Below are 12522 nucleotides of genomic sequence, written 5' to 3'. Positions count from 1 at the left end.
GATAGGCCACCGAGGTAATGCGATCTCGCCGGAGACCACACGGGAGGCGGCCGAACCGGGAAGCTTCCCCAACAATGCTATTCCTGGTGTCGCCATTTGCTGCCGATGCGGTGTCAAATGCCCCGGCCCACCTTCTGCATCTGCCGTACGAGCCAGCCCGCGTCGACCCAGCCGGTTGAAACGGCTAGAGCAGCGTAGGCGCGCAGCTGCATCCAATCTCGGCGCAATGCGCTACATGCCCACTGGCGTGCCAGTTGCCGGTTCCCCAGCGCGGCTTGCGCAAACGCCACTTGCCCGGCAATCCGGGCTGTTCCCTTCGGGCTCCGTTCAAACTCTGGAAACTTGGCCAGGATATACGACAAACCAGCAGCGATGTTCTCCCAACGGCCGGCAAAGAACGATGGCCTGTCCCAGAGAACGCCCACCAAGGCTCCGGAGTGGAGTAGATGTCGCCGAAGCGCGTTGCGCGGATGAGCAGATCATAGTCCTCACCGTAACCGGCGGGCAGCTGCTCATCGACGAGCCCTATTCGCCCAATTAGATCCTCCCGCCGATACAACATCGTCGAAGGATGAATTGCTGTCACCCTGGAGCGCAGGAAATTATCGAAGGTCACCTGCTCGGGCGGGATTCGGACTATATTCGTTCCGTCCGTCCGAATGTCGATGCCGCTGGCAATGGCCACGGCCTGTGGTGCAGCTTCCCATACGGCCATCTGTTGAGCCAGTTTCTGCGGGTGCCAGTCATCATCGTCGTCGCAAAAGCCGATCACTTCCCCATCGGCGGCCAGAATCCCCGTGTTCCTCCCTCCGGCCAATCCCGGCGTACGCGTATTCGCGATGGTTGTAAGCCGCCGACCATGAGGTACTTCGACATCGCGGAGTTCGTCAACGGGGATCTTGTCGAAGACGACGACGACCTCAATGTCGCCCTCATACGTTTGCTCAAGTATCGACCGGACTGCTTTACGCAGCAGTTCAGGACGTCCGCACGTCGTTATGACGGCACTGACGCTGATGACTGACTCTTGTTCCAGCAACACCCGGCTTGTTTGATCGTGACGCTGTTTCATTTACCAAGGCCCTTCAGGTGTACGTACTTTCGGCGTGCCGATACTGCGGCAAAAACGATTCCAAAGAAGAAAAGGAAGACATAGCTTGCAAGGAAAAGTGCGGGGCTCCCCCAAAAAATGAATATCCAGCACATGATTCCCGTGTCGATTGGCAGAATCATCAGTGACCAGAGAACGCCCTTCTGCTGGGCTGCTGGTTCGAGATGTCCACGTTGAGCGTTCCTCGTGCGCAGCGTGTGATGTTGGCTCAGCTGTTCAGCCAAGATCTGGCTGGTGAAGTGCCCCACCGCGAGCAGTGCAAAAGCCAGCGGGAGATATCGTAATGCCGGTTCGAGATCAAACCACCGTTGAAATCCGAAAAACACCGCGACATGCAGCGCCGGGGTTCGAACTGCGTCGATGACATGATCTAGCCACTCACCGGCGGGGCTGCCAGTTCCGGTGGCCCTTGCTACCTGTCCATCGGCAGAATCCATGACATACCCCAGTGCCAAGAGCACTGCTGCTGCAAAACCAGTCCCCCAACTGGCGGGAAATGCAACGAGCAGCAGCAAGCCGCCAACACTCAAACATGCACTGATCAGGGTGACGGCGTTCGGCCCCACCCCCATCGATACCGCTGCCGCGGCAAAGACTCGCGCAGCCCGACGGTTGACCCACCGCGAATAAGCGGGCACACCGTCGCCTGGTTTTTGCGCGTAGTCCAACTCCTTTGCGACCTGCGCAAATGATGGACGACCCCCCACAGGCGTCCATGCCTCTTTCGTTCCCACTGCTCCCCCAAAAATCTAGTGCAAATGCATTCCTTCGTGTACAGGCATTTGCTACTGGCCCAATAGACCCTGTTTTTCCAATCCCATCTTCATCATGTTCTGTGCCTCTTTTCCGCTAATCAGCTCGGCTTCAAGCTCGAAACTTGAATCGGGTGTCGCGCTCCAGTTCGAATGGACTTCAGCGGCGACAACGTTTGTCCCCGATTGAAGGGCACTGGCCGGAATAGTGACTTCGACCGGCGCGTTCTGCGCTGTGCCGGTACGAGGTGCGGCCGTAGCGTACGTTCGGTAGGTTAAGGCAGAGGTAGGCAGGTTCTTCCTCGCCACTTCCACGCCATTGACATAGACGGCGATCCCGTCATCGGCTCTTGTTGTGATTCTCATTTCCTGCACGGCCGCCGGATCCTTAACGGTGAAGCTCTTCCGGTAATAACTGGTCAATGGTTTTGTCCCCGCTGCCGACAGTTCGGTCTGGATTGTCGAGCTGCCCCAACCCAAGGGTGCCTTGCCTTGGCTCCACTCGGTGTCGTCGGCGTCCACGGCAACCCAGTTGTCAGCGGGAGCAGATCCTAGGAATCTGTACTTCCACGTCTCGCCGGCTTCGATGGCCATTGCTGGCTCAGTCTCCGGTGGAGTAACGGGCGGGTCTGGCTGCTCCCCCAAATTTGCCTTCAGTTTTAAGTCAAAGGACGAATTTGGAGTGTTGCGATAGTTCGAGTGGACTTCCACGCTGACGGTGTTTTTCCCGTCCTGAACGGCCCAGCCTGGAACTGTGACTTTCACCGGATTCGCCTGGGCAGTGCCAGTGCTAGGCGCCGTGGTGGCATAGGAGTTATAGGCGATCTTTTCGGTTCCCATGTTGGAGCGCAGCACCTCAACGCCGTTGAGGTAGACCACGATCCCGTCATCGGCTACCGTCTCGAATTCAAGATTTGAGATAGTGCTGGCGTCGGCGACCGTGAACGTTTTCCTTAGGTGATATGAAAGCGGCTTGATTCCCTCTGCGTTCAACGTGGTTTCGATGCCCGATGATCCCCATCCCAATGGGCCTTGCCGGTGGTCCACGGCTGATCATCAAACCCAGTCGCCATCCAATCCGCAGGTGGCGCACTATTCTCGAACCGATACTTCCAACTCTCAGCTGACCCGATGTACTGAATCGAACCAACAGGTGTCGTGTCCGTCGTCGCGCGCACAGCCTTTGACGATGCAGACCGGTTCCCCGCCTCATCCACAGCGCGAACGAAGTAACGGGCCCCGTCGAGGTGGTCCACCTCAATGGATGTGGCCTTGGTGGTGGCAATGGTGCGGTCACCGCGAAGGATCTGATACCCGCCGGGTGACCCGCTTGAAGGCGTCCAGGACAGGGTGTCCGTGTTCCCGTCGCTTACAGCTTTAACCCCGGCCGGTGTACTGGGTGCAGTGGAATCATTAGGGGCGAATCTGGCAAAGCCACCAGACCATTGTCCTGAGCCATCAGCACGAACTGAAGAAACAAGATCGCCGCCGCTCCAGAGCACCCCACGGCTGTCCACGAAGTTACCCCAAATGCCGTAGCCTCCACGCCCCTTGATCACCGGGTTGAACTGAGGCAGGTAGTCTCCGGTGCTCGCGTCCCAGATGCCGACGAGGTTGATCTTGTCGGCGATGGTCCAACTGGGTCCGGGGCCCGGCCACACGGTTCCGCCCGTATAGTTCCAGTGTCCGCAGTGGCATCCGGCATAGATCAGGCCCTCGTGACCGGTGACATCCTGAAAATCGCCGCCGGCCCTAGTGATGTTGCTAGAGAGCCTTTCAAAGGTCGAGGGATTGAAACTGAAGAGGCTGTGCTCGGAACCACCGAGCCAAACTCGACCACCCTCTTCGGCGACCCCGAACTGGAAGTGCGCCGAAGCGCTCGGTGTCCAGTTCCACGTCTCAACCCCCGCACCTGCACCAGTGCGGATCGCAGCTGCGGCATCGGTAGGAACGCCGTTGGATGAGGTGAAGTAGCCAGAGGCATACACTCGACTGCCATCCTTTGAGGGTTCAACGTCGAGAACCGTTCCGTTAAACGCCGGATTCCAATCACGGTCCGCCGTTCCGTCAACAACCGATACTCGGGCCGCGGATCGAGCGTAGACAGGGCTGGTATTAGTGCCCCCTGTCAGATGGGTGAATGCCCCACCGATGTAGAGCCATTCGCCATAGATACCGAATGATCGGACGGAAACCGCACCACCAGAGAGCCGATTTTCCATATTGATCTTCCAAGAAGAAGATGACGCACCTGTCTTCGGATCCAACGCAACAATTCCTGCGGTTGGCTTGCCGTTAACTTCGGTGAACTCTCCCCCTGCAACCAACAGGCCGTTGGGCAGAGCTGCAAGTTCTTTTACCTGGCCGTTGAACACCGGCTTGAAGTCCGGCAAGAACTCGCCGGTGTTGACGTCAAAGGCCGCAACATGAGATTGTTCGACACGGCCGGCCCCGCTGGAATTCTTTTGCACGTATTTAAAGTTGCCCCCGACAAACACCGTGTTGCCGACCTGAGCAAAAGTCTGAGCTTCCGTCCGCAATTCGCCGCTGCCCGAAACCAACCCGGTCACGCCCCAAACGGTGGGCATAGCCCCCGTCGATTGCATGGAGCGCTGCTCATACTTGGGTGTACCAGTGTCGGGAATTGAACCGAAATCAACATCAGCTTGTACCAGCTTGGGACGCAAGTACATTTGTGTGAAGGGCCTTGCGTTGCCCGCGCCGGTGGTAGCTGACCAGAGATAACTGTTATTCGAGTTCGTGCCGGCGATATTCGATCCGAAGGCCCATCCTTGGGTCCAGCCTTGTGCCTGCGCCTCCGCGGTGTCGACGCGGCTGGTTCCCTGCCCGGAACCGAACGATGACGTAGTTCCGCCACTCCCGGAGAGGTTGTCAAACTTATAGGTGGTCACAGGGGTGGCAGATGAAAACGCCCACGTCCACCGTTCGCGTTTACTGGTTTGAAAGCGAGCTTCCTGCACTGATTGCCATTAACGTCCAATGCTCGGCGGAGTCGGATTCCGTCACTGAGCGTCTGCGCTGACTGTCCGTTGAGCAGAGCATCAACAGTGGATGAGGCTAGTTGCTTAGGCGCAAATGCTTCTGGCCCCGTCACCGGGGAGCGGACTTCGGCGGCAGTCCCGAGCCCTTCATACATTTCCTTCCAGCCTTGACGCCCCCTGCCGATCAAGACCCAACCTCCTCCGTCCGTCTTTTGATCGCAGTAGAACTGTTCAGGCGCAGCCATCGCCGGCGTCTGCAACCAATAAATACCGGATTCCGCGGATGGATTGATCTTCTTTGCTTCCCAGCAGGAAGCCGCGGCAGAACCTTCACTTGATCCGTCGAAGGTCGACAGACTCGATGCCTGAACCGATGGGGTGACTGCGCTCATCCCTGATAGGACAAAAGCAACAATGATTAGGCACGGAAAAAGAAGCCGGAGCGGCCGGGCCGCGAAAATTCCAACGCACGTGTCATGGTAAGTACCGAACCTAAAATCAACAGTCTGGATCTTCAGGAAAAAGGTGGTCAACTACTAGAAGCTGCCCGTCGTGCTCCTGGACATCGTAGATATTCAATGCGGTACGCGTTCCCGGTTCCGCTTTCGGAGTCACTATGAACCCATCGGGTTCAGTTATTTGGATACTGCTGGAATCGAGGCATAGGTAGACCCGGTGCGTTAGAACGTCATCAATGATCAGATCTTCAACCCGGGGTTCGCCAACGATCGAAGTCTCTCCAGTCTGTTGCCAATTATTATTGGCATATTCCGTGAATTGAGCTTCAAGCTCACCCAACGCGGCGCCTTTGGCGACGCCACTGTAGTCCGGAGGCGACGGAAGAGTAGCTTCCTGATTCGATTCCTTCTTGCCGAAATTCGGAGAGGTCATGCGTTCGGTCTTGGCAATGAACCCCTCAGCTGCCTCGTCTTCATCAACGTCGGTCTTGCGAGACTTCTCAGGCCAGGTCTTCGGTTGACTAGCAGTCCCGGCAGAGATTTTGGATGGCGTGGTCTGCTCCGAACGGGAATGCTCTTCTTTCGACGAAGAGCCCGACTCGCGTGCCGAAGGTTCCAAGGGCCGCCCCGTCGATTTTGCAGACAGCTCTCCAGCCGGCTCGGAAGGCTCAACGCCGGCTGGATGCGGAGCCGTGCCCGGCTCCGCAGAACTTGGAGGCTCCGAGATGCAACCTGACAAGCCAGCCATCAGCGAAACCGCGAGCACCACGCGGGATAGCGGATACCGTTGCCCGTTCCTCATGACTCCAGCCGCCCTTGCAATTCATGCCAGCGCTCCAAACGCTTCGTGGTCGAACCCGGGTACCAGGACCGTTCATCGTTCCGTTCTTGAGCGCCATCGATCACGAACAACTTCGATCTTCTGGAGCGCAACATTCTCCACGCTTTTTTCATTGGGGCTGGATGCCGCGGTCCAGCCAACATGTTGTCAATCTCCACTGCCAGAGATGCGGCAGCGCTTGCTGGATCGCTAATCCGGGGATCCTTCTGGAACAGTTCCGGATTTTGCAACGCAGCTTCGAGGGACAGACGGAGTTGTTCCTCAGAATTAACGAGTACGGCTTCCCCGTGTATTTCCATGGTTTCAGTAAACGCAATCTGGTGTCCGTCAACGACTTCCTGCATTTCAGGCCATCGGGGAACCGCGATAGGCAACACACCTACCTGTCGTGCGTCCAGAATTGACCCAGGTCCGCCTTGAACGATAACGGCTTTTGCTCCTGCATATAGGTCCAACAATTCATTTCGCGACATGCGACTAACACCGGAGGCATTCGTGGGCGCACGACTGGCACCGTATTGCATCAGACAGGTAGGACGCGTTTCTTGAACAGCCAACCAATCGTCGACCCAATCGATGAGCCTGTTGAACAAATGGAGGTCCGTACCGACGGAAACCACGATTTCAGGTTGGACTCCATCCAACGTTTCTTCTAGTGCTTTCATAGCAAATGCCCTATGTTGACAGCTGCAGGGTAGAAGCGCTTCTGTTCGTCCCATTGGACACAGAAAAGATCACTAAGTGGGTAGCATATTGTTCCACTGATCGTCGGTAGAGTAATCCGATCGAAGCATTCAATATATACAGTTCTGATTCTTAGTAACTTACACACGATAAAAAATGGCACACTCACGCCAGCGCCGTTGGAGACAACCATGTCTGGCCTGCTCCTGCGCAGAGTTGGCCAGGCCAACCAGAAGTTCCTGATGGCATTACCGATATTCCGGGTTGTTGGAAAGTGAGCCCACGTGATTCTTTCCCCGTTTAACGAGGAAGCGACTTCTGGCTGCTGAAAAGTCACCCATTCTCGATCGTGTTTCTCCCACCATGATTTCAATGACAGCAGCTGGGCAAGGTGACCGCCCGGCGATGTGACAAATAAGATTTTCATCTGCTCCCCCTTTGCAGAAGTCTTACATCTAGGAGTTTTAGGACACCGGAATTGCGTCGGCCTTCTCCGCGACCCTGGGTGTCCAAGAGTCAGAATTGGACGGGCGTTCGCTGCGGTTTTTCATGTCTTCCACGAAAAGCAGGCAAATCGATTCCGGGTCAGTTCTGTCAAAACAGGCCAAATAACGATCAACAACAGCTAAGGGTGTTTTCCGATCGGTGACTATGATGACCGAGTCCAAGAAGCTGTCGCCCAGCATAGCTATCCGGGTGCCCTCGAGACCGGTCGAAAGTCCAATGAGCACGACGTCCATGCCCTCCCACGCTCTTTGCTCGGAACTACTAGGCCAACCGCGGTCGAGCGTCTCAGTCGGAACGCAGGCAGCAGATTGGCTATGGCTTTGTAGACCCCTCGATTCAAAGACCTGCATCAACAACGCCCTGATCTTGGCTTCCGGAATCTGCCTAGACTTAGCACTCCTATGGCTTTCGCATGTCCTGTAGCGTCACTCGCTGGACCAATCTGAGACCTGACAACCCAGCGCGCGCCTTCAAGATCTTCCGCATCGCGTATTTTGAGAACCGGATGATCCGTACTCTCGGCTAAGCGCGTCGGATTTCCCGTTCTTCGGCTAAACCGATCCCTCACGACGGCGGCAATCAGTCCCAGTACGATGCCTCCCGCAACTCCCGCGACTGCATACAGGGCCAGACTTGGATATGCACGAGTATCGGCAGGATCTGCGAAGCCAATGATTCGTCCTGGGTTCTCAGCAACAAGCGATAGATCATTTCGCTGGTTGATCAGATCCGAGAGAGCCAATTCAGATGACGAGCCGTTCTTCCCAGATTCGGTCAAAGCAGCGATTCGCTTGTCGATAGCCTTAATGTACGTGTCGGCAACTTTCGCAGCGCCCTCTGCACGAAAATCCAAGTATGCGGCAGCTAGAGCATTCGCTTTATTAGCAGCTCGTTCTGGATCACTATCAACCACCGTTACGGTCAGCACCTGGGATCCTTGAGGTGCCTCGATACTGGCATTCTCGCTTAAGGCAGCCGCGCTGGATTCTTCTCCGAGATTCTTTGCAGCCCTCCGAGCTACTTCACCTGAACTGAGAATCGCTCTTTCAGTCGTGATGTTAATCTGCTGGCTGACAGTCGCTGACGAAAACGGGTTCGTTGTTAGAGCGTTAACGGTAAGCACTGTTTTCGCAGAGTAGTTGGTGTTGCTGACTATGCCAAATGTCAAAGTAGCGAACAGAACCAGAACGAACACGACGGTTGCTGTCTTCCAGCGATAGGCGATACGACGCCACAAATCAGATAGCAGCATCGGCTGCTTGTATTCTTGCAAAGTGTCCCCCAAACACCGCGGTCACATGTAAGCCAAGCAAAAGCTGCATGAACCGCTCTATTTCCCCATTGCCCTCCAGCATATGCACGGATACCTCAGCCAGCACGACAGAGGCATACTCTATTTATTCTTGTTTTGCCTGATTTACATCTAGCGGGCGTGCCAACCCCACCCTCTCGGCAACACAAAAACGCTCGTTGCAGCGAGCTCGGCCCTCGGTTTTAGACATGGTGCAAAACCAGTAGATTATTACAGTCGCGAGGTAGGTTGTTCCGTGCACCCACCGTGCGGCAACAATGGCGACGGTTTTTAATTGCTGAACCTCGCAACGTTCCACGCACTGATTCAGGTGCCGCACTCGTACAGCACCGCCAGCAACGAAGGGAAACGAAGTTGTTCCGCTTCGAAAAAGAGCCTGCGACGCGGGGGCTCATTTCTGAAGGGCCTACCGTAATGGCGCCCGTCTGCTGTTCAATCGCAGCAAGAAGCCCGGTCCAGCGTCCCGATCTGATGATGGCGCAGACGAGCAACTGCTTAGGTGGCGACGTCGCGCACGGCGTTCTACACGATGGTTTTGTCCCTGAAGTTGCGCACTCTGCCCGGAAGGGCTGCCGGGACAATCGACGCTTTTAACAAAAGTCTTAGGTAAGGACACGAGCGCCGGCCTGACTTCCTCTGAGCGCGACGCGGCAGCACTAGCTTCGCCCCAACCTTCCATACCAGTAGAAACAAGTCCTGTTACCGCATGTCAGTCACATGAGGAAAAGACCTTAGAAACGCGGATTTGTGGCGCAATATCAGTCCCCAAGTTAGCGGCACTCGTGAGCCGCGATACAGCGGTCCCTGAAGCCGCGAACAATCGGGTTCAGCCTCTCGGCTTGAGCATCCTGATGGCGATGCCATTTGTCCCGTGCATTATTGACTTCCAGCCACTCGCGTAAAGTTGTCTAAGGCATGCCGAAGTTTCGTCGATGACGTGTGCAGCGTATACGGCAAGTACTCAATGTCCACGCCCACTTCACCGAAACGGTGCTCTAGATCAATACCTTTTGGCGTTCCGCGCCAATCATCACCCTTGAAATAAACCGTAAATCTAAGAGCGCTCCAGGTATCGAGCTTGTCAGGCACAGTTTCAAGAATCGCCTCGTCAACGAACTTGATGCTCTGCACTATTGTCAAGCGTTCGTCTTCCGGTATAAAAGGACTGATTCCTTTGTTCTCCACTAGCATTTCGTCCGAGACCACACCAGCGATGAGGTAATCACAGCGTTGCTTTGCCTGCCGGAGGATGTTGAGGTGCCCGATATGGAAAAGGTCGTAGGCACCAGCAGCGTAGCCAACGCGCAACGATCGCGGCCATTTTCTTTCTGGCACTTGCCCGTAACTTGCGTTTGGTGACACGGGTTCGTTCTGGTGATTACTGAGTGTGTGTCTCGGCTCGGAGACAGGAGCTTCATTCAAAGTCCTATCCACATTTCCAGGAAGTTCGCCGCGGAGCTTGTCATTGGATAAAGGCAAACCGTAAATGTTCGCTGCCGAGTCGACGTCGTCAAGCCTAGCCATATGTTCCTAATCCCCAGTTAACGCTGTGCCATTGCAGGCCCCAGCAGCTTCTTCCCCCCCAACATAAGTTTCGGAAGAGGATTTGGCATCAGTTTTTGATACTCGATTATGGCTTCCTGGACAAGTAGTTCTGATCTGGTCGCACTCAAAGGAGTACTTGATACACGCAGCAGATGTTAAACAACCAGCTGCTGTTTGCTGTCCGCCTGATCCACAAGCTCGTATATCCACGCCGCAAGCGACGAATCACAGCTTTAGAAAATGGCCGTTACTCATTGAAAAAAACCTGCCGATATCGTCCAGGTGAAGCGAACCGCTCTCTTCGCCGCTGCGGATGGTCGTGGAATAGGCCGATGGCACTTTCCTGCAACTGCCTAAAGAGTACTCATACAGCGTTACGAGATAACTGATAACACTCGGATATCTCTCGAATATCGCCCCGCGCATTTTTCCAAGCAATGCTCAGCATTAGTCTGGAGCTAACTCTCGGCGTTGCTGCGCCCTCTGCTGGCCGGCCGTGCATCACCGGGCGTTCTATCGGGGGACGTAATGATCTCACATACGGGTAAAACACCGCGCATCCTTCTAATTGCACCACGGATCAGGTTCATCCTGGCAATCCTCGCCGCCACGGCGCTGATCACCAGTGGCCTGGTGGCTATACCAGGTGCGGCCGATCCTGCTGCGCCCCGGAGGCAAACCCGATCGTCTGCGAGAACTCCAAACCGGGTGCTCCATGGCAGGAATGGGAAGTCGACGGTGCCGGTGAAGATTCCATCCAGGCTTCGCCACCGACATCAGCGTGAAGGTCGGTGCGCTTACCCGGCCGGCCTCCGCCTCCTTGGATGTGCCAGCCGATGCGCTTTCCGGACTCTTTCTGGTCACGTTAGAAAGGATGACAAAGGGGATTCCAGCCACATCACGATCATCGTTCGCGATGTGCCGAGCAAGGCCGATGTGCTCGTGCAAACCTCCGATCCCATTTGGCACTACTACACGTCCCGGGCGGCACAAAGTTCAGGACGGAGGGGGTCTTGAGGTTGCAGTTCCCAGAAGACATCCGCATCGGACTGCTCCACGCCCAGATTGATCCGGGTCAAGTCGATGTATAAGATCTCCCCTAGTTCGCCGGCGGCCAACAGCTCGCGGTTCTTCAGCATCGCGGGCAATTAACAGTAGGCGTGACCGGCCAACAACAGGGTGCAGTTATCGACCAGCGGCTATTCCACCCCCCCACCTGCTTGCCCTCGACGGCCAATGGGCGCGCTGGCAATCGGATAATGCGTGCGGGCCGGGGTCGCGATGGCCACCGCATCAATCTCGAACCTCTCCAGTAGCAGCTCGACCGAACCGATGACCGTTGGTGGCCCGGTCCAGGTTTTTGTCGGAGATCGCCACCAGGTCCCAGTCGGTGCTCATCGCAAAGTTGCGTGCCAGGTTCGGCCCCCAGTAGCCGGCACCGATGACAGCAACCTTCAGGGCCGGGTGCACGCTTTGGTCGGGTGCAATGCTCATTAGAAGGCTCCATCCGGCTTGATCATGACCCTGACGGTGCGCCAGATGATGCGCAAGTCGCTCAAGGCAGTCCAGTTCTCCACGTAGTACAGGTCCAGGCGCACGCTTTCCTTCCAGGAAAGGTTGGAGCGACCGCTGACCTGCCACAGTCCGGTCACCCCGGGCTTGAGGTAAAGCCGGCGGTGGGTGTGCCCCTCATAGGCCGCCACTTCCTTGAACAGCGGCGGGCGGGGTCCGACCACGGACATGTCCCCGCGCAGCACGTTCAGGAACTGCGGCAGCTCATCCAGTGAGTGCTTGCGCAGCAGGCGACCGATGCGGGTGACCCGGGGGTCATCCTTGAGCTTGAACAGTGGTCCGGCGCCCTCGTTGTGTTCCTCCAACTGGGCCAGCACCTGCTCCGCGTTGGGAACCATGGTGCGGAACTTGAACATGAAGAACGGGGTGCCGTCCTGCCCGGCGCGTTCCTGTTTGAAGAACACCGGTCCCGGGCCATCGAGGCGGATCAGCCCGGCAATGACCAGAAACACCGGGCTCAGCGTCAGCAGCGCCGCAGCGGCGAAAGCGATGTCCATGCTGCGTTTGAGCGCGTAGCGCCATCCGGTGAACTTCGCCAAATCCACGTGCAGCAGCGGCAGCCCGTCAACGGGGCTGGTGCGCACCCGCCGGCTGGCCACATTGGTCAGCGCGGACACCACGATCAGGGCCACCCCGATGCGTTCCAGGCGCCAGCTCAATTCCTGCAGGGCACCGTTGCCGCCGCTTAGCGGGCCGGCCACCACGACCGAGTCCGCACCGAGGCTGCGCAGCTGTTCC

At 56.6% G+C, this 12522-nt stretch carries 14 protein-coding genes; all 14 read right to left on the bottom strand.

Features of this window, described 5'->3' with window-relative positions:
- Window positions 1-184: 184 nt before the first annotated feature.
- A complete protein-coding gene (locus tag JCM19049_RS00905) occupies window positions 185-1072 on the bottom strand; it encodes a glycosyltransferase family 2 protein (protein ID WP_279402152.1) in 888 nt (295 codons plus the stop codon).
- Window positions 1069-1779 carry a CDP-alcohol phosphatidyltransferase family protein gene (locus tag JCM19049_RS00900; RefSeq protein WP_279402151.1) on the bottom strand — a complete coding sequence of 237 codons (711 nt, stop codon included), beginning with the start codon at window positions 1777-1779 and terminating at the stop codon, window positions 1069-1071. Before JCM19049_RS00900 ends, JCM19049_RS00905 begins: the two co-directional genes overlap by 4 nt.
- 117 nt (window positions 1780-1896) lie before the next feature.
- Window positions 1897-2856 carry a hypothetical protein gene (locus JCM19049_RS00895; protein ID WP_054820510.1) on the bottom strand — a complete coding sequence of 320 codons (960 nt, stop codon included), beginning with the start codon at window positions 2854-2856 and terminating at the stop codon, window positions 1897-1899.
- The gene (locus JCM19049_RS00890; protein WP_054820509.1) at window positions 2853-4775 is read right to left on the bottom strand and encodes a hypothetical protein; all 1923 of its coding nucleotides are present in this window, start codon (window positions 4773-4775) and stop codon (window positions 2853-2855) included. Before JCM19049_RS00890 ends, JCM19049_RS00895 begins: the two co-directional genes overlap by 4 nt.
- A complete protein-coding gene (locus JCM19049_RS17645) occupies window positions 4772-5398 on the bottom strand; it encodes a fibrinogen-like YCDxxxxGGGW domain-containing protein (RefSeq protein ID WP_279402150.1) in 627 nt (208 codons plus the stop codon). The genes JCM19049_RS00890 and JCM19049_RS17645 overlap by 4 nt, the downstream gene beginning before the upstream one ends.
- Window positions 5364-6092, bottom strand: a complete 729-nt coding sequence (locus JCM19049_RS00885) for a hypothetical protein (RefSeq protein WP_279402149.1) — start codon at window positions 6090-6092, stop codon at window positions 5364-5366. The genes JCM19049_RS17645 and JCM19049_RS00885 overlap by 35 nt, the downstream gene beginning before the upstream one ends.
- Window positions 6093-6121: 29 nt before the next feature.
- Window positions 6122-6829 carry a glycosyltransferase gene (locus JCM19049_RS17640; RefSeq protein ID WP_279402148.1) on the bottom strand — a complete coding sequence of 236 codons (708 nt, stop codon included), beginning with the start codon at window positions 6827-6829 and terminating at the stop codon, window positions 6122-6124.
- Entirely contained in the window at window positions 6826-7275 is a 450-nt protein-coding gene (gene pssD / locus JCM19049_RS17635; protein ID WP_279402147.1) for a PssD/Cps14F family polysaccharide biosynthesis glycosyltransferase, read from the bottom strand. Before pssD ends, JCM19049_RS17640 begins: the two co-directional genes overlap by 4 nt.
- Window positions 7276-7312: 37 nt before the next feature.
- Complete coding sequence (locus JCM19049_RS00875; protein WP_279402146.1) at window positions 7313-7588, bottom strand: hypothetical protein; 276 nt, start codon at window positions 7586-7588, stop codon at window positions 7313-7315.
- A gap of 116 nt (window positions 7589-7704) precedes the next feature.
- Entirely contained in the window at window positions 7705-8628 is a 924-nt protein-coding gene (locus JCM19049_RS17630) for a hypothetical protein (RefSeq protein WP_279402145.1), read from the bottom strand.
- A gap of 915 nt (window positions 8629-9543) precedes the next feature.
- On the bottom strand, window positions 9544-9975 hold the full coding sequence (locus tag JCM19049_RS00870; RefSeq protein ID WP_279402159.1) for an adenylyltransferase/cytidyltransferase family protein: 432 nt from the start codon (window positions 9973-9975) through the stop codon (window positions 9544-9546).
- Window positions 9976-11183: 1208 nt separating this feature from the next.
- Window positions 11184-11360, bottom strand: coding sequence for a hypothetical protein (locus JCM19049_RS17625; RefSeq protein WP_279402144.1), 177 nt, complete (start codon window positions 11358-11360; stop codon window positions 11184-11186).
- 145 nt (window positions 11361-11505) lie between these two features.
- On the bottom strand, window positions 11506-11706 hold the full coding sequence (locus tag JCM19049_RS00865) for a hypothetical protein (protein ID WP_054820504.1): 201 nt from the start codon (window positions 11704-11706) through the stop codon (window positions 11506-11508).
- A partial coding sequence (locus JCM19049_RS00860; protein WP_279402143.1) for a sugar transferase occupies window positions 11706-12522 on the bottom strand: 817 nt, incomplete at its 5' end. The genes JCM19049_RS00865 and JCM19049_RS00860, both read right to left, overlap by 1 nt.

The sequence above is a fragment of the Arthrobacter sp. JCM 19049 genome (assembly GCF_001310435.1).
Note: the sequence above shows the minus strand (reverse complement) of the source record. Positions and strands in the feature narration are given on the sequence as shown.